Source organism: Aquimarina sp. KJ22-3 (genome assembly GCF_055808215.1).
In genome coordinates, this window is sequence record NZ_CM147859.1 from 3,535,496 (window position 1) to 3,554,897 (window position 19,402).

Sequence of the window (19,402 nt, forward strand, 5' to 3'; positions counted from 1 at the left end):
CGAAGCTCCTTTTTATTATTGGACACTTGTTACTCCTTTGCTGTTTTCTTTATTTCCTATTGAAAAGCTGTTGATGTATCCTACCGGATCTTTGGCATCATACGTTTTCCCATCTATAAAATCGGCAGTAGCTGGCTTATACCCATCTGTTTTTGGTAATTCTGAAGCTTCCAAATGCCCTTCCTCTACCAATAGATTTGCCGCTTTGGTCCAAATATCTGGTCTGTAGATTTCTTTGATTTTTTCGTGATACCACTCTGCAGGCTTACTTTCCGGTATTTGACCCCAACGTCTCATTTGTGTTAAGAACCAGATGCCATCAGAGTAAAAAGGATAGGTAGCATCATATCTGTAGAACACATTAAAATCAGGCATTTGTCTTTTATCTCCTTTTTCGAACTCAAAAGTTCCTGTCATAGAATTTGCAAGTACCACTTCGTCTGCTCCTACATACTCAGGCATGGACAGAATTTTAACTGCTTCTTTGCGATTTCCAGGAGCGTCTAACCACTTACCTGCTCTAATTAATGCCTTAGTTACAGCTACAGCTGTATTAGGATATTTCTCAATAAACTTCTTAGTCATTACAAATACCTTTTCCGGGTTATTCTTCCAGATATCATAGTTTGTAGTTACTGGCACTCCAATACCTTTGAAAACCGCTTGTTGGTTCCAAGGCTCTCCTACACAATATCCATAAATAGTTCCAGCTTCAAGAGTTGCTGGCATTTGCGGTGGTGGAGTAACAGAAAGTAATACATCCGCATCTATCTGTCCTTGTATATTATCTTTTGAATACATCCCCGGGTGAATCCCTGCAGCCGCCAACCAATAACGGATCTCGTAGTTGTGTGTAGATACTGGAAATACCATTCCCATTTTAAATGGTTTTCCATCATTCTTATACCCATCGATTACAGGTTTTAACGCCTTTGCAGAAATAGGGTGAATTGGTTTCCCGTCTTCATCCGCGGGTACGTTAGGTTTCATTTTTGACCAAACATCATTAGATACCGTAATCCCGTTTCCATTTAAATCCATAGAAAACGGAGTTACCAATTCTGCCTGTCTTCCAAATCCAGCTCCAGCAGCAATAGGTTGACCAGCAAGCATATGCGACCCATCTAATTGTCCATCTATTACACGATCCAAAACATTTTTCCAGTTAGATTGTGCCTCTACCGATACAAAAAGTCCCTCGTCTTCAAAGAACCCTTTTTCTTTGGCGATGGCCAATGGTGCCATATCCGTTAGTTTAATGAATCCAAATGTTAATTGAGGTTTCTCTATAAGTAATTCGGAAGAAGTTTCCTTTTCACTAGTATCACTAGCTGCAATACTTTTTTCTTTTTTACCTCCGCATGCTACCATAAACATGGCTACAGCAAGCATCATAATATTGACATGTAATTTTTTCATAACTCTGTGTTTTGTGAAATTCGCTAATAGAACATGTCAAAACTAAGTATTATTACTTATTTAAAAGTAAATTTAATTTTAAAAAATAAGTATTTAACAAATTATTACGTATATATAAATTATCAATATCATTAATTGCAGATTCAATAATTTTAACTTTGAAAAATTATACATCTTTAAAAACAGAAGTAGAGCTAATTTATAAAACATTACAAATAAGCTATTTGCGTAAAAATACTGCGGTTATCACATCAAGATATCTGAAGATAAATTCCTAATTTGCCTCCAAATTCTGACAAAGACATCAGTCTTTACTTACCTTATAAAAAATAAGTACTACTACTTAAAAAAGCTATAACCCTTAAATTAAATTACTGCTTATGAAAACGAAAATTTTATGTATTGTTCTATTAATGACATTGATATCCCCATTGTTTCTTTTTTCTCAATCTCAAAACTTTGGATCAATCACCTACAACAAGGCCATTAATGTCTCTGGTAAACAACGAATGCTTTCCCAGAAGATGTCCAAAGCGTATTTACTTATTTCAAAAGGCATTGTTAACGAAAGCATTAAAAAGGAATTGAACTCAAGTAAATTTATATTTGAAAAACAGCTTTCCATTCTCAATCAAAATGCTACCGGATCGGCTGTAAAATTATCTATTAAGAATGTTCAAAAGATCTGGACAGAGTTTAAACCACTTATTGAGTCTGCTCCTAGTACTGCCACTTCTTTGCAGATTATGAATCTTAACACTAGATTATTGAAAGCTTGTCATGATCTAGTACTTAGTATAGAAGCGAGTTCAAATTATAGTAATCAATTTTTCAAAAACAAGAGTCAAGAGTTAACAAATACTATTAATGTATCTGGTAAACAACGTATGCTTTCGCAACGATTATGCTTGTATTATACAGGACTCACCATGTTTGTTGATAAAAAGACAGAATTCAGAAGAACATTGACTTCTGTATTTGATGAATTCGATAGTGTAATAGGAGATTTGTTAATTAGTAGTTATAATAATTCTGAAATTGAAGAAGAATTGGGATTAGTAATGTCTGTTTGGGAAAAATTTCAATTAAATAAACGATCTTTTCTGGATGGTGGATTTCCTCTTGAAGAGGTATACAACACTACTAACGACCTAACCAAAAGTTTCAATAAAATTACAGGAACTTATGAAGTAATAGCGGGAAAATAAATATGGAGTTTCTAAGAAATCAGACCATAAGACCTGGCCTTATTACTTAACTCAAGCACATTTTTGACACCCATTTTTTTCATTAAATTAAATCGATGCACTTCTATAGTACGTTTACTAATATTAAGCTCTTCTGCAATATCTTTATTTGTTTTACCAGATATCGCCAACTGCAGAATCTGGCGCTCTCTTTTGGTAAGATCAAAAGGATTATTATCCGCTTTGTCAGACATATTCGAGGGCGTTTCACTTTCTACAGCTTGAGTAGTACCCACAATACCTTCGGATTTGATCTTTTTAACAAGAATAGAAGAAACATCACCGCTAAAGTACTTTTCACCATTGCTAACCACGGTAAGCGCCTTAAGGAACTCTTCTTTACTGGCACCTTTCAACAAATATCCATCTGCTCCGGCATTAATAGATTGCAAAATGTATTCATCTGAGTCGTGCATAGATAACATAATAGTTTTGGTAGGCAATTCCTTCGACACCATTTGTTGCACCATATCAATACCCGACATTTCTGGCATTCGGATATCACAGATGGCAATATCCGGCTGTAAGGAGTTAATTAGAGTAAGAGCTTCGGAACCATTGGCGGCTTCGCCAACCACTTCGTATAAATCCTCTTCTTCAAGGATGGCACGAATCCCATCTCTTACCATAAAATGGTCGTCTACTAAAACTATTTTAACCATAAACTTTGACTTATTTCTTTTACGCGTTTACCTCAATAAACGCAAAATCAAATATATGAATATTTCAAAAGTTGATACAAAAAATTAGAAAAATGAAAATTAAAAGTACGTATTTTTATCTAATAAAAACTTAAAAATTAAGTATTAATACTTAGTTTTACATCATATTTTTAATGATAACATAATCCGTTAATAGAACTAACAGAACAACAATTGCATATCTTATATAGTATGCCAACAAAAACTATTCAAATGAAAAACAAATTATACTTTGCCTTATTATTATTCATTTTGGCAACAAAGGGGAAAGCACAAGAATTCAGTATCGACGCAGATATCAGACCTCGATTGGAATATTTAAATGGTTTTGGCACGCTAATTCCTGATGGTTTGGATGCCGGAACATTTGTACAGCAACGTTCTAGATTAAAACTAGGATACAAACAAGAAAAATTCTCTGCCTTTATAAGCGTGCAAGATGTAAGTATCTGGGGAGATACTCCACAAATTGCACCAGTCGATGGGAATGATAGCTTCTCATTGGCGCAAGCCTGGATTGATTTCAAATTCGGAAAAGGATGGTCTACCAAACTAGGAAGACAAGCCTTGTCCTATGATGATCAACGAATCTTTGGAGGATTGGATTGGGCAATGCAAGGTCGATTCCACGATGCGGCCTTACTAAAATACGCCAATGACAAAGGGTTAAAACTAGATATAGGTCTTGCGTTTAACCAAAATGGTGTGAGAACACAAACCACACTATTTGATCCTAATAATGGAGGAAATGTAAGAGCAGTATTCGATTATAAAGGAATGATCTATGCCTGGTTGCATAAAGACTGGGAGAAATTCTCTGGAAGTTTGTTAATTGCTAATAACTCTTACCAAAATCTAGATCCTAATGATGGACAAACACCTGTAGATGGTACCGTACGCAGACAAACCTTTGGTACCCATTTGGTAGCCAAACCTGCAAAAGGATTTTCAATTGCAGCCAATATCTATGGGCAAACAGGGGACTTTACCGAGGATATCGAGCTATCTGCTTACAATGCATTATTAGAACTTACCTATAAGCCAGGGAAAACATTATTTGGGCTTGGATTTGAGACTTTAAGCGGAGATGAAAATGGAGGAACCGATGGGAAAATAGAATCTTTCTTCCCAATTTTTGGTACCAATCACAAGTTCAATGGATATATGGATTACTTTTTTGTAGGGAACCATGCCAATAATGTAGGATTGAATGATCTCTACGGGAAAACAGTGATCAAAACCGGAGAAAAATCAAGTCTTTTGATCAAAGCCCACTATTTTGCAGCTGCAGAAAGCTTGGGTGAAGGAATTGATGACTATTTAGGAACAGAAGTAGATCTGGTATACACTCAAAAAGTACTTCCTTTTGCTACTTTGAAGATAGGATACTCTCATATGTTTGCTTCAGATTCTATGGAAATCCTAAAAGGCGTAGCTGACCCAGCAAGTACACAAAACTGGGCATGGGCAATGCTAGTTGTAAAACCGAACTTATTAAAGTGGAGCCCTAAACCCGCTCCCGAAAACTTATAAATTTTCAAGTTTGTTACAGTTTCCAATCCCTGTCAAAAAATATTTTTGGCAGGGATTGGTGTTTATTTTTTTGGAATTTTCAAATTTACCTACGGATAATTACGTAATTCTTATCAATAAAATACGTATTAATACTTAATTTTGGTTTTTAAATACGTAATTTATGAAGAAGGTAGTAGTTATAGGTAATGGAATGGTTGGTTATAAGTTTTGCGAAAAATTTGTAGCCTCTGAAAATTACAGTGATTTTCAACTAACCGTTTTTGGGGAAGAACCCAGAAGAGCTTATGATCGTGTACACTTAAGCGAGTATTATGCTGGAAAAACTGAAGAAGATCTCAGCATGTCTTCTGCTACCTGGTATAAAGAACATCGTATTGATCTTCATATTTCTGAAATGATCACCGAAATCAACCGGGAAGAAAAAACGGTTGCCAATCATAGAGGAGAAAAATACGCTTATGATTATTTGGTTTTAGCCACAGGTTCTTCAGCTTTTGTACCTCCAATACCAGGAGTAGAAAAAGAAGGAGTATTTGTATATCGTACTATCGAAGACCTTGAAGCTATTGCTGCATATACCAAAAAACTTAAATCAGAAGGAAAAACACAAGCCGCAGTTCTTGGCGGTGGTTTATTAGGTTTAGAAGCTGCAAATGCTGTAAAAGAACTCGGTTTGGACGCACATGTGGTAGAGTTTGCTCCTAGATTGATGCCTAGACAACTTGATCAGGGAGGAAGTGATATGTTGCAAACCAAAATTGAAGAGCTTGGGTTGGAAGTGCATCTAAGCAAACAAACCGAATATATTAAAGGAGAAAAGGCCATTGAAGGTCTAAAATATATCGATGGCACCGAACTCAATGTAGACATGTTAGTCATTTCTGCAGGAATTCGTCCAAGAGATGAGCTAGCCAAAGAATGTCAACTCGAGACGGGTATCAGAGGGGGTGTGATTGTCGATAACACCATGAAAACTTCCGATGATAATATTTTTGCCATTGGAGAAGTAGCTTTATACAATAATATGATATACGGACTGGTAGCTCCTGGATACGACATGGCAGATGTAGCAGTATCTCATATCACTTCGGATACAAAGAAATATATGGCCGATCATATCGATATGTCTACTCAGTTAAAATTGATTGGGACCGAAGTAGCAAGTTTTGGTGATGCCTTATCCGAAAATGAAGATATTGATACTATTGTCTACGAAAACAAACGCAAAGGAATCTACAAAAGAATAAATGTATCTCAAGATGGCACTCAACTGTTGGGAGGTATTCTGGTCGGAGATTCTTCAGATTACAATGCTTTATTTCAGATATACAATACGGCAATGGCCCTTCCTGAAAACCCGGAGGATTTGATTCTAGGTAGTCGTGGCGGAGATGGAGATTCTTTGCTAGGAGATGTTATGGATTTACCAGATGATGCGCAAATTTGCTCGTGCGAAAGTGTAAGCAAAGGAGTTATCTGCGGAGCTATACAAGATGGAAGCTGTAATGATCTAGGAGATGTTATTTCTTGTACAAAAGCAGGAACCGGATGTGGTGGATGTAAACCTATGGTAAAAGACCTAGTAGACGCTACATTAAAGTCTCTTGGTAAAGAAGTAAAAGATACCATCTGCGAACATTTTGAATATAACCGACAAGAACTGTATGACATCATTAAACTAAAAGGATACAGAAAATACGACGAAGTACTCGATCATATTGGAAAAGGTGATGGATGTGAAACATGTAAACCTGTAATTGCTTCTATTATGGCCAGTATTTATGCAGACACCGCCAACGAAGAAGCTCCTATTCAAGATTCTAACGATCGATTTTTAGCAAATATCCAAAGAAACGGTACATATTCTGTAGTGCCAAGGATTCCGGGAGGAGAAATCACTCCCGAAAAACTAATCGTACTGGGAGAAGTCGGGAAGAAATATGATCTATACACCAAAATTACAGGAGGACAACGCGTTGACTTTTTTGGTGCGCGTTTGGATCAATTGCCTAAAATATGGAAAGATCTTATCGATCATGGTTTCGAAAGCGGACACGCCTACGGGAAATCATTGAGAACTGTAAAAAGTTGTGTAGGATCTACCTGGTGTCGATACGGAATGGATGAAAGCGTAAGCTTTGCTATCGAATTAGAAGAGCGTTATAAAGGCCTTAGATCGCCACACAAATTAAAAGGCGGAGTTTCGGGTTGTATTCGAGAATGTGCAGAGGCCCGTTGTAAAGATTTTGGAGTGATTGCTGTAGAAGGAGGATGGAATCTATACGTATGCGGTAATGGTGGTGCCAATCCAAAGCATGCCGAATTATTGGCGGAACAAATCGATAACGAAACCGTGATCAAATACTTGGATCGTTTTTTAATGTTCTATATCCGAACGGCAGCACCATTACAACGAACCGCAAAATGGTTGGATAAGTTAGAAGGAGGTATTGAATATCTAAAACAAGTAGTTATTGAGGACTCTCTGGGCTTAGCAGAAGACCTGGAAAAAGAAATGAGTGGATTGGTAGGTTCTTTTCAATGTGAATGGACACAAGCCATACAAGATGAAGAAATTATGAAACGCTTCAATCACTTTGTAAATAGCGAAGAAACCGATGACAATCTGGTTTTTGTTCCTTTAAGAGATCAAAAAATGCCTGAGCCCTGGAAATAAAAGAAAAGTATCATGGAAGAAATTTTAGAAATCTATAAAACCACTACCGTCAACGAAGTAGCGGTTTGGTTCAAAGCAGCCAAAGTAAGCGATTTTCCTAAAAACGGAGGTGCATGTATCAAATACAACAACAAACAAATAGCCGTATTCAATTTTGAAAGAAAGCAAGAATGGTACGCTTGCCAAAATGTTTGCCCACACAAAATGGAAATGGTATTGAGCAGAGGAATGATTGGGGATCAAGGTGGCGTTCCCAAAGTAGCTTGCCCCATGCATAAAAAGACATTTTCTTTGAAAAGTGGTGAAAATCTAAATGGAGATTTGGAACCTATTGCTACATACCCGGTAAAAATAGAAGATGGCTTTGTTTATATTGGCTTTTCAGAATAAAGATATTCGGTAACAATGCTTGTTTAATTAAGAAAAAACATAAATTTGTTTGTAGTATAACACATCACTTTTATGCCGACCAATAAATTAACCGAAGCACTTTCTCTGTTTGATGAAGCCAATGCCAAAGACCCTAACCAGGAAGAGGTAAATGGACAATGGGTTGCCAAAGAATTAATCTATGGACAACGTATGTCTACCACCTTGGATAGCTTTGATCCTAGTGCTTCTGAAGCGCTACAATTAGCAGCTAGAGCACAACACATCTGCAGATGGGAAATTCCCAGAAACAGCTACCCTATGGATCGTGTTGGATATTTGAAATGGAGAGAGGAACTTAAGAAATTTCATGCAGAAAAGGCTTCTCAAATTTTGACCAAAGTAGGTTATGATGAAGAAGTCATAGAAAGAGTTTCTTTCTTACTTCAAAAGAAAAAGCTCAAGAAAGATGAAGGTACTCAAACCCTGGAAGATGTGATTTGCCTGGTATTCTTATCCTACTATTATGAGGATTTTATGGTAAAGCACTCTGATGAAAAAGTGATCGATATTTTACAAAAAACGTGGCGAAAGATGTCTGTCAAAGGACATGAAGCCGCATTAAAACTATCATATTCTGAAAAAGCCTTAGCTTTGGTTAAACAAGCTATAGCCTAATTTACCGTTGAAACGAGATTCTTTAGATCATCAAACTTTTAATCGCCTAAGTAAAATCTACATTATTGCTCTGGGGGCGATAGCTTTGTTTACAATTGGAGGGCAATTTTTTATTCAACAGTATCTCAACGCGCAGATCGATGATTCAAGAATCATAAATATCTCAGGAAGACAACGAATGTTGAGTCAGAAGTTGACCAAAGAGGCGTTGATACTCTCTAATGTAGAAGTGTCCAACACCAGAAGAGAACATATCAAGAATCTAGAATCTACTCTTGAACTCTGGCGACAATCTCATGAAATACTGACACAGTATAATGCATCTGTGACCAAAAAAAATACCGACAGTACAGAAATCGAAAGAATGTTTGCTCGTTTGCAACCTTCGTTTGAGACCATTTATATCAATAGCATACAAGCCATTGATCTTGCTAGAAAAGATTCTATACAACCCGATCAATTCACAAATCACCTCAATGCTATCGTTACTAACGAGCCTCTCTTTTTGGAACAAATGGATGCTATAGTTTTTAAATACGAAAAAGAAGCACAACAAAAAGTATCTAGTCTTAAAAGAATTGAATACATCTTATTCGGTTTCATTATTCTTATCCTTATCTCAGAATTTTTCCTGCTATTTAGACCCACCACATTTAGCATAAAAAACACCATTTCAAAACTTTTGCAATCTCAAAAAAAATCTGAAGAGATGGCATCCAGAGCAGAGGAATTGCGAAAAAATCAAGAGAAAAATGTACAAGAGTTAATTTCGCTTACCAAAGCCATTGATCAAACCTTACTCTATGCTCGTACAGATGAATCAGGGATTGTAAAAAATATAGGGGATCGCTTTGCTAAACTTTTGCGCGTCGAACAAGATAGTTCGCAGAAAAATCTTGCAGATCTTATTGGACTTAACGAAGTACAAAAAAACAGGTTGTTACGGCTTATTGCTCAAAATAAAGGAGGTGTCTTCAATGAAGAATTTGAATTTGAAACACATAACCAACAAAAAATCTGGTTAGATGTTTCTATTCTTACCGTTTTTAAAGAGTCTGGTAATTCTGAACGGTTGGTATTGTGCTCTGATATTTCAAAAAGAAAAGAAGCTCAAATTGAAATTGAACGGCTTAATGCCTCCCGCTATAAAGAAAAAGAGGAGCTTCAAAAATCGAATGCCAGTCAAATCGTAGAGGCACAAGAAGAAGAACGAAAAAGAATTGCAAAAGAAATCCATGACAGCATCGGGCAAATGCTAACCGCTCTTAAACTGAATATTGAGTCTATCAATCTATCTAATATTGAAAAATCTGAGCAAAAAATTGAAGGACTAAAACAATTATCAAATGATCTGATTCAGGGAATCAGAATGGCTACTTTTAACCTTACTCCACCTGAGTTAAAGGATTATGGCATCCCTACTGCCCTACAAAAAATGGCAAAAGAGCTTTCCAAACTTACGGGTAAGAATATTATTTTTGAAAACCCCTCTAACTTTGACCAACGATTTGACACCTTAGTAGAAACCAATCTATATAGGGTTACCCAAGAAGCAGTAAACAATGCTATTAAGTATGCTAACTCTGAATTTGTAATGATTAATCTCAATCATTCTGAAACCCTATTGAGTATTACCATTGATGATAATGGAAAAGGGTTTGACATTAGTAAAGTGCCCACAAAACCAGTGAACAACGCTGAAGGTGGTATGGGCCTATTTTTTATGAAAGAGCGCATGAATTATATCAATGGTCGCATTTTCTTAAACTCTATCCCAGGTCAAGGAACCAGAGTTACCCTCAACTACCCTATTTCATTATAATGGAAAAGTAATAATCTTCTATACTTTATCTGTTTTGGTTTTGATCACTTCGTTGCGATAATAATCGATAATCCCATCAATTGGTCTTCTTACGATATTACCTACGGTAAGATGGTAAGGCCATACTGCAGCACGAATAATATCTTCACTAAAATGCGCGATAGAGCCAATAAAATGAATAGGTACGTTTTGAGCTTCAGGGAAACATAATACTCTATTCTCTACAAATTCCTGAATACCTTCGGTAAGCACCTTATAAAAGTATCCATTACGTTCGCTGGTAAAAATAAACTCTGCAAAAGACGCCAAATAGGTATTTGGATTTTCTCTTTTATATAAGTTCTCTTTGATCGCATCAGAAGACAAGTCAAAACGTTTCTCAAACTCTGCAGCAACTTCTGGAGGCATTCTTTTGTAATAGTAATCCCTGATCAACTTTTTTCCAAAATAATTACCACTAGCCTCATCCATAAGGATATATCCTAAAGAATCCACAGACATATGGATATCATCCCCATCATAATAACAACTATTAGAACCCGTACCCAAAATACAAACAATACCTGGTTCTGTAGTAGCTGCATAGACCGCAGCCACCATATCTTCTTTAACAACAACTTCTGCATTAACAAAAAATTCTTCAAATACTTTTTTAAGCATAGCCGCTGGTTTTACAGTACCGCAACCGGCTCCATAAAAATGTACCGTATCAATTTTTTCTTTATTAGAAGAAAGTTCTTTATTACTTCGAATTCTTTTCTCGAGTAGAGATTTTTCGAATACAGCTGGATTCAACCCTTCTGTTCGGGTTTTAAAAACAATTTCTCCGGATCCATCTAGCAGAATCCAATCGCATTTAGTAGAACCTCCGTCGGCTAATAAAATCATTTTGAAAATTTATTTGTTGTTAGCAAGAAAATAATGCCCCAAAAATTGGTTTGGGGCATGAAAATATTATGTCCTATAAGTTACCTACGTGAGTAGACAAGTCTACTAATTTTGTAGAATAACCATATTCGTTGTCATACCAAGACACCAATTTGAAGAAATTATCATTAAGTGCAATTCCTGCATTAGCGTCAAAAACAGACGTTTGTGATTCTCCAACAAAATCTTGAGAAACAACATCTTCGTCTGTATATCCTAAAATACCTTTTAGTTCATTTTCTGAAGCCTTTTTTACTACAGCTTTCAATTCCTCGTAAGACACAGCCTTTTTAGTTTTTACCGTAAGATCCACTACGGAAACATCTGCAGTTGGCACTCTAAATGCCATTCCGGTTAATTTTCCTTGAAGCGCTGGAATTACTTTGGTTACGGCAACTGCAGCTCCTGTGGTAGAAGGAATGATGTTATTTAAGGCACTACGACCTAATCTGTAATTCTTTCTTGAAGGAGTATCTACTGTAGACTGTGTCGCCGTAGAAGCGTGAACTGTAGTCATTAATCCTTCTTCAATTCCGAAATTATCGTCAATAACTTTGGCTAATGGTGCTAAACAATTGGTAGTACAAGAAGCATTAGATACAATAGTATCAGAATCTTTTACGTCGTTATGATTTACTCCCATTACAAACATAGGAGCATCTTTTGAAGGTGCTGAAATCACAACTTTCTTCGCTCCTGCTTTAAGGTGAGCATCTGCCGTTCCCAGTGTAGTAAATATTCCAGTACAATCCATAACTACATCAACTCCAACTGCATCCCATTTCAAATCTTCTGGATTGCGTTCTGCGGTTACACGGATTTCTTTTCCATTTACAACAAGGTTCCCATTTTTCACCTCAATTGTTCCATCAAATTTACCGTGAACAGAGTCATATTCTAATAAGTAAGCCAAATGGTCTACGTCTAGTAAATCATTTATGGCTACAATCTCTACGTTATCTCGCTTTGAAGCTATTCTAAAAGCAATCCTTCCAATTCTTCCGAAACCGTTAATTCCAATTTTTAACGTACTCATATCTAATAATTTAGTTGTTTTAATTTTGATTTAAATGTGGTTATATAGTTACACCGAAGTGATATCTGCTACTTTAATTAGCCCATCATGCTTATGAATCCTTTTATCCAATGCCGTAGTCAACGGAACAATGGTCACTTGCTTATGTACAATTCCTATCATGACTTCACTTTTACCTTCTAACAAAGCCTCTACTGCTCCTACTCCCAGTTTACTGGCCAATACCCTGTCGTAACAACTTGGTGCTCCTCCTCTTTGAATATGTCCCAATACCGAAACTCTTACTTCGTAATCTTGAAGGTGTTCTTCTACATACTCCCCCAGTTCGAAAATATTTTTCCCTGATTTATCTCCTTCTGCTACAACAATAATACTAGAGGTTTTACCAGTCTTTTTACTTTTCTTGAGGGACTCGATTAATCGATCTACCCCCATATCTTCCTCGGGAATAAGAATTTCTTCTGCACCTGCACCTATACCTGCATTAAGAGCGATATCTCCGGCATCTCTTCCCATCACTTCAATAAGAAATAAGCGATTATGAGAACTTGCCGTATCACGAATTTTATCTATGGCTTCTACTACGGTATTCAGTGCTGTATCATATCCAATCGTATAATCAGTACCGTTGATATCATTATCGATAGTTCCAGGAATACCTACTACAGGAAAGTTAAACTCTTCAGACAATTTAAGCGCTCCAGTAAAACTTCCGTCTCCACCAATTACTACAAGAGCATCTATATTATTTTTTACCAGATTGTCATACGCTTTTTGTCTGCCCTCTACGGTTCTAAATGCTGCAGACCGTGCTGATTTCAGGAAAGTTCCTCCTTTATTAATAATGTTTCGTACCGAACGTGCATTCAGCTCTTCAATTTCATTATGAATTAACCCCTCATATCCTTTATAGATACCAAAACAATTGATCTGATAAAAGCTACAAGAACGGACCACTGCGCGAATGGCTGCATTCATTCCAGGAGCGTCTCCTCCCGAAGTTAATACTGCGATATTTTTAACCTTTTTTGTCATTACAGCCAAAACTATCGTTAATGACCATAATAACCTAATTTGCTAAAAAACTAAAACGTTTTCGGTTAATAAATTCAGTATTTACCGACAATAAAGAGGATATTTTAACACATTTTCAGGAATATCGTTAAGATTAAAGTAATATATCAAAGCGGATCGTTTTTTACTATTATTTTGATCTATAGACCTCAACTTTTGTTTAAAAATGTATAAATAACAAAAAACGGTCTGTAAAAACAGACCGTTTGATAAATTAACACTTCGTTTTTTGATTACTCTTGAATCAAAATTAAATATTGCCAAGCATCCAGTTCATATTTTTGGTCTGCTGTTGCTTCCATAGATTCTCCAGAGAAGTAGTCTTTGAATTTACCTGTATAATCCGATGTAAATGCAACTGGTTCTTTGGTCATATTGGCTACAAACACAACTTTGTTACCATCTTTTTCTCTTGCAAAGGCCAACACCTTTTTATCATCAGAAGTAGTAATTCTGGTATAGGACGCTGCCTCTTTTCCCCCATGCAAAGCAGGATTGGTATTTTTAAGCTTTCCTAGTTTTTCATATAATGGAAAGAATTTCCCTTTCTTTTTAATGATAGTATCCTTTTCAAAAAAGAGTAACCTTTTATCCATATCATATTCCTGACCTGAATAGATCAAAGGCATACCCGGTGCAACATACGAAAGTGCAGCAAACAGTTCTTTGGCATCTCCCATTCTTTCATCTACAGTACCATTCCAGGAATTTTCATCATGGTTGGAAGTAAAGTTCATCAAAATATCATCCTCTTCATACAAAGAGTCAATTTGCGCCATTCTTTTATCCCATTCTTTAGCATCTGCTTTTCCTTGCGCGATATCATTCATTTTATGGTGCGTATCCCATCCGTATCCCATGTCAAAGGCATTGTCCAGCAATTCAGGTTCCCAACCTTCTGCCAACATAAATACAGGTTTGATTTTCTTTAGCTCAGTTACTGTTTTTTCCCAAAAATCTACAGGCACCATTCCAGCTACGTCACATCGGAAGCCATCTACGCCTTCCTCTTTTACCCAATACATCATATCCTTTCTCATCTGTTCACGCATCTCCTGATTATCGTAATTGAGGTCAGCAACATCTGTCCAGTCCGTATCTACCGTATGTGTAATATTCCCTTCTTTATCTTTGGTATAATAATCCGGGTGCTCTTTTAACCATACGTGATCCCATCCTGTATGATTTGCTACCCAATCTAAAATCACATAAATACCATTATCATGTGCTGTTTTTACCAAATCTCTAAAATCTTCTAAGGTTCCAAATTCTGGATTTACTTTGGTATAATCAGAAATCGCATAATAACTTCCTAAAGGCCCTTTGCTTTTGGTAGTAGAAATAGGATAAATCGGCATTACCCAAAGCACTTTTACTCCTAATTGTTTCAACACCGGGATATCTTTGGTAAATGCTTTAAACGATCCTTCTTCAGAATACTGACGAATATTAGCTTCGTATATAACAGCGTTCTCCATCATTGCATTATCTACAGGAGGAAGTTCTTGCTTTACTTCTTCTTTTACTTCGGTTTTGGCCGCTACGGTTTCCTTTTTTCTTTTCCACAGGAAAACAATACTCCCAGGGTGACTAAACTTATTGCTAGTTTTTTCATTATCTCTTTAATTCTATTAGGTTTATTCTTTTATTTCAACTCTAGTATCATGGATTTTTTAGCCTGAATATTAAAATCCTCGGTAATATCAATATTGTTATCAGTAATAATATCGGTCCCCGTTTTGAAAGCTTGTATTCCTTCTTTAAATCTGTTTACATCGATATTTTGATCCTTGGTACTATTATTTATGATGACCATCACAGTTTGCTCCTTATTGTATCTGAAATACACATATACATTATCGAATGGGATAAACTGAAGTAATTTTCCATCATGAATGGATGAAGCATTTTTACGCCAGTTCAATACTTTTTTGGTAAATGCATGAAAGGCTTCCTGATCTTTGGTTCTTCCCTTATTTTGATCCGTTGGCAAGAAGGCATTTTGTTGATCACCTTGCCAGCCTCCTGGAAAATCTCTGCGTATATCACCATCTCCTTTTTTGTCACGATTTCCTAGCATTCCGATTTCATCTCCATAATAGATCTGCGGAATACCTCGTGTGGTAAATACCAAGGTCATGGCCATTTTGTACTTATCAATATCTCCTTGATAGATCTCATTTATTCTATTGGTATCGTGATTACCAGCAAACAACAGAATGTTATTAATATCTGGATATAAAAAGTCATTTGTGAAATTTTCATAAGCTCTGATCATACCTTTGTCCCATGCGCCTTCATCTTCATCAAAAACTACCATTAATGCATCATGAAGGGTGAAATCCATTACCGAAGGTAAATGTGAATTAAAGCCATTAATTGCTCCAATTTTACTGTCTTTTTGCCAATACGCAATCTGAGCCTGATTATGCATCCAAACCTCACCTACAATATTAAAATTAGGATACTCCGCCATAATTGCCTTGGTCCATTGTGCGATACCATCCTTATCATTATAGGAATAGGTATCTACTCTAAACCCGCCGAGATCTGCATACTCTATCCACCAAATAGCATTTTGTGTAATGTAATTAAGCAATAAAGGATTGCTTTGATTCATATCTGGCATTGTGGTATCAAACCAGCCATCCATGCAGCCTTTGGCATCAACTTGAGCTGCATTGTTATCAAACTGCGTAGTCATTCGATAATTACTTCTTCTGAAACCTTCTGGCCATTGGTGAATCCAATCTTTGGTTGGCAAATCTTGAATCATCCAGTGTTTGGACCCCCAATGATTGGTAACATAATCCATAATTAGTTTCATATCCAGCTTGTGCATTTCTGAAGCCAAGCGTTTATAATCTTCATTCGTACCGTATCTTGGATCGATTTTGTATAGATCACTTTGTGCATAAGTATGATATGAGTACACTGGTTCGTTGTCCTCCAACAAAGGAGTACTCCACAAGGCCGTTGCTCCGAGATCTTTGAGATAATCCAAATGGTCAATTACCCCCTGTAAATCTCCTCCATGGCGTCCACCTGGATTTGATCGATCGGCCTTCTCCACAGTATCTGGATGAGAGTCATTTTTGGAATCACCATTAGCAAATCGATCCGGCATGATCAAATACATGACATCACTGCTATCGAAACCTTTGCGATCTTTGGAGTTTTCTCTTCTTTGTTTCAATTCATAGGGTTGAGAAAACACAATGTTATTGTTTTCTTTAAAATCTATAGAAAAAGTAGCAGGTTGTATTCCTTTTGTATCTACAGTAACAAACACATAATTTGGGTTTTCGGTTTTTTTCACCTCTGTTATGGTAAGCCCTTCTATCTGTATATCGTATTTAGAAATGTCTTTCCCGTAGCACATCAACTGCAGTTGGTCAAGATGCATTCCACTCCACCAAAAAGGAGGTTCTATTTTGTCTATTTGTCCGTAAGTGATTGAAAACAATAAACAAGAGCATAGAACTAGTACTATATTCTTCATTGTTTTAAGTTTTTAAAATGATTAATGGTAATTGGTTAGAAACAAACACCCCAAAAACCAAAGCTCTTGAGGTGTTTTTATATTCAATCAATAGGTATTGATTACACCGTTATTAAACTATCTGGAGAAATGGTAAATTCTTTACCATCCACACAAATGGTCAATTCCTGATTTCCTTCTAAAGTAAAAGATGTCCCTTCTTGAGAAACACTCACTTTTAAGATTTGATTTCTGAAGTTCACATTAAAAGTATACCCTTTCCACTCTTTAGGAATTCTTGGAGTAAAAGAAAGCTTATCCTCCTTAATTCTTAATCCTCCAAAACCTTCTACAATACTCATCCAGGTTCCTGCCATACTGGTAATATGCAGTCCTTCTTCTACTTCTTTATTGTAATCATCAAGGTCTAGTCTGGATGTACGCAAGTAAAATGTGTACGCTTGATCCATTCTACCTAGATAAGCTGCTATAATACTATGAACACAAGGAGACAAAGAAGATTCATGAACCGTATATGGTTCATAAAAATCAAAGTGTTTTGCCATTTCTTCTTTAGTAAACTTATCCTCAAACATATACATCCCTTGCAAGGTATCCGCTTGCTTGATATAAGGAGAACGCAGGATTCTATCCCAACTCCAATATTGATTGATTGGTCGTTGAGAAGCATCTAGATTGGATACTGTGATCAGTTCCTTATCCAAGAACCCATCTTGCTGTAAAAATACCTGATGCTTTTCTGAGTAAGGGAAATACATATGCTCTGCTACCTTCAACATTCCATCAATTTCTTCCTGATGCAAATTCGTAGCCTCTATAATCCTTTTGTAGTCTGCAGCATATTCTTCTTTTACCTTATCGAGACTTTCTACACAATACTCGATACACCATTTGGCTAAATAGTTTGTATACCAGTTATTGTTGATGTTATTTTCGTACTCGTTTGGACCAGTTACTCCCAAAATAACATATTTCTCCTTCTCTTCAGAAAACGTTGCTCTCTGATGCCAAAAACGTGCTACACCAATCATTACTTCCAATCCTTTTTCTGGAATGTAGCTGTAGTCTCCTGTGTATCGCACATAATTGTAAATAGCAAAGGTCATTGCCCCATTTCTATGGATTTCTTCAAACGTAATTTCCCATTCGTTATGGCACTCTTCTCCATTCATGGTCACCATCGGGTACAATGCTGCGCCATTGGTAAACCCAAGTTTTTCTGCATTTTCTATTGCTTTATTCAAATGATGGTAACGATAGGTAAGCAAATTTCTTGCCACCATCTGATCTTTGGTAGCCATATAAAATGGAAGACAGTATGCTTCAGTATCCCAATAGGTACTTCCTCCATATTTTTCGCCTGTAAATCCTTTTGGACCAATATTCAATCTAGGATCTTTTCCTAAATAGGTTTGGTTCAATTGAAAGATATTAAAACGAATCCCTTGCTGTGCTTTTACATCTCCTTCGATAACGATATCTGCCATTTCCCAAATCTTGGACCAGGCTTTCTTTTGCAGGTCTAACAAAGCATCAAAACCAGATTCTGACGCTTGCTTCAGCACCGTTGCGCTGGCAGAAACCAGATCTTCGTTTTTATGATTTAAGGATACCGTATACCCTCCAAATTTAACCAGATGCGTGCTTTGCCCCTTGGCTACCTGAGCCTCATAAGACAATCTTACAGAAGTACCGCTGGTCTCGGCTTTCGGACTAGCATCTACTTGTTCGTTGGCAACAAACAACTGATTTAACATTCCGGTACACACATGAAACTCTGTCTTCATCGTCTTGGATAGGATATAAGCAGTATTGCCATTATGAGACAAATCATAGGTATCCCAAAACTTATCGTCCCAGTTGGTATCTTCATTTGTAATCCCGGCATCCAAATATGGTGTAAATACCACTTTAGCTTCCTTATTAATTGGAGTTACTTCATAACGAATAGCACCTACCTCATCTAGATCCAGACTAAGAAATCGTGTTGCTTTTACTTCTATTTCCGTGCCATTAGCAAGTACCGCTGTAAATGTACGTTGGTACCATCCTTCTTTCATATTAAGTTCTCTCCTGAAATTGGTAACAGACTTACATTGATGTAGGTCCAGTTTTTCTCCATTCACCTCGACATCTATACCGATCCAGTTGGGTGCATTAAGTACTTTTGCAAAATACTCTGGGTACCCATTCTTCCACCATCCTACTCGGGTTTTGTCTGGATAATATACCCCAGCAATATAGCTTCCTTGGAAAGTGGGACCTGTATAAGTTTCTTCAAAATTTGCTCGTTGTCCCATAGCACCATTACCGATACTAAAAAGGCTTTCTGAGGATTTAACTCGTTCTACATCAAATCCTTCTTCAATAATCGACCAGTTATCTGGTTTTATATAATCCTGATTCATCTTCTT

14 protein-coding genes are annotated in these 19,402 nt (G+C 36.6%); 6 read left to right on the plus strand and 8 right to left on the minus strand.

Translation table 11 applies throughout. From position 1 onward, the window contains the following. Positions 1–15: 15 nt before the first annotated feature. On the minus strand, positions 16–1,419 hold the full coding sequence (locus AC0L3Q_RS16230; protein WP_473281029.1) for a CmpA/NrtA family ABC transporter substrate-binding protein: 1,404 nt from the start codon (positions 1,417–1,419) through the stop codon (positions 16–18). Between the two features lie 380 nt (positions 1,420–1,799). Here AC0L3Q_RS16230 and AC0L3Q_RS16235 point away from each other — a divergent pair, with 380 nt between their 5' ends. Beyond that, a complete protein-coding gene (locus AC0L3Q_RS16235; RefSeq protein WP_473281031.1) occupies positions 1,800–2,627 on the plus strand; it encodes a type IV pili methyl-accepting chemotaxis transducer N-terminal domain-containing protein in 828 nt (275 codons plus the stop codon). 11 nt (positions 2,628–2,638) lie between these two features. Here AC0L3Q_RS16235 and AC0L3Q_RS16240 read toward each other — a convergent pair whose 3' ends face one another. Further along, on the minus strand, positions 2,639–3,328 hold the full coding sequence (locus AC0L3Q_RS16240; protein WP_473281033.1) for a response regulator: 690 nt from the start codon (positions 3,326–3,328) through the stop codon (positions 2,639–2,641). A gap of 252 nt (positions 3,329–3,580) precedes the next feature. Between AC0L3Q_RS16240 and AC0L3Q_RS16245 the strand changes: the two genes are divergently transcribed. The 5 genes from AC0L3Q_RS16245 to AC0L3Q_RS16265 all read left to right on the plus strand — a co-directional run bounded on the left by AC0L3Q_RS16245 (position 3,581) and on the right by AC0L3Q_RS16265 (position 10,449). Then, positions 3,581–4,900 (plus strand): alginate export family protein, encoded by a 1,320-nt coding sequence (locus tag AC0L3Q_RS16245; protein WP_473281035.1) that lies wholly within the window; start codon positions 3,581–3,583, stop codon positions 4,898–4,900. Between the two features lie 163 nt (positions 4,901–5,063). Then, complete coding sequence (gene nirB, locus AC0L3Q_RS16250) at positions 5,064–7,580, plus strand: nitrite reductase large subunit NirB (RefSeq protein ID WP_473281037.1); 2,517 nt, start codon at positions 5,064–5,066, stop codon at positions 7,578–7,580. Between the two features lie 12 nt (positions 7,581–7,592). Continuing rightward, a complete protein-coding gene (nirD, locus tag AC0L3Q_RS16255) occupies positions 7,593–7,970 on the plus strand; it encodes a nitrite reductase small subunit NirD (RefSeq protein WP_473281038.1) in 378 nt (125 codons plus the stop codon). 72 nt (positions 7,971–8,042) lie between these two features. Further along, positions 8,043–8,627, plus strand: coding sequence for a DUF4202 domain-containing protein (locus tag AC0L3Q_RS16260; protein WP_473281040.1), 585 nt, complete (start codon positions 8,043–8,045; stop codon positions 8,625–8,627). Between the two features lie 7 nt (positions 8,628–8,634). Then, entirely contained in the window at positions 8,635–10,449 is a 1,815-nt protein-coding gene (locus tag AC0L3Q_RS16265; protein ID WP_473281042.1) for an ATP-binding protein, read from the plus strand. Between the two features lie 18 nt (positions 10,450–10,467). Here the strand turns inward: AC0L3Q_RS16265 and AC0L3Q_RS16270 are convergent, their stop codons facing one another. The 6 genes from AC0L3Q_RS16270 to AC0L3Q_RS16295 form a co-directional block, all read right to left on the minus strand. Then, on the minus strand, positions 10,468–11,337 hold the full coding sequence (locus tag AC0L3Q_RS16270; RefSeq protein WP_473281044.1) for a BadF/BadG/BcrA/BcrD ATPase family protein: 870 nt from the start codon (positions 11,335–11,337) through the stop codon (positions 10,468–10,470). A gap of 73 nt (positions 11,338–11,410) precedes the next feature. Beyond that, positions 11,411–12,412 (minus strand): type I glyceraldehyde-3-phosphate dehydrogenase, encoded by a 1,002-nt coding sequence (gap, locus tag AC0L3Q_RS16275; RefSeq protein ID WP_473281046.1) that lies wholly within the window; start codon positions 12,410–12,412, stop codon positions 11,411–11,413. A 48-nt stretch (positions 12,413–12,460) separates the two neighbouring features. Beyond that, positions 12,461–13,447, minus strand: a complete 987-nt coding sequence (gene pfkA / locus AC0L3Q_RS16280; protein WP_473281048.1) for a 6-phosphofructokinase — start codon at positions 13,445–13,447, stop codon at positions 12,461–12,463. A 272-nt stretch (positions 13,448–13,719) separates the two neighbouring features. Then, positions 13,720–14,964, minus strand: a complete 1,245-nt coding sequence (locus AC0L3Q_RS16285; RefSeq protein WP_473281050.1) for an alpha-amylase family glycosyl hydrolase — start codon at positions 14,962–14,964, stop codon at positions 13,720–13,722. Between the two features lie 167 nt (positions 14,965–15,131). Next, positions 15,132–16,988 carry a glycoside hydrolase family 13 protein gene (locus tag AC0L3Q_RS16290; protein WP_473281052.1) on the minus strand — a complete coding sequence of 619 codons (1,857 nt, stop codon included), beginning with the start codon at positions 16,986–16,988 and terminating at the stop codon, positions 15,132–15,134. A 101-nt stretch (positions 16,989–17,089) separates the two neighbouring features. Next, positions 17,090–19,396: a glycoside hydrolase family 65 protein gene (locus AC0L3Q_RS16295; RefSeq protein WP_473281054.1), complete on the minus strand. Its 2,307-nt coding sequence runs from the start codon at positions 19,394–19,396 to the stop codon at positions 17,090–17,092. Between the last annotated feature and the right edge of the window lie 6 nt (positions 19,397–19,402).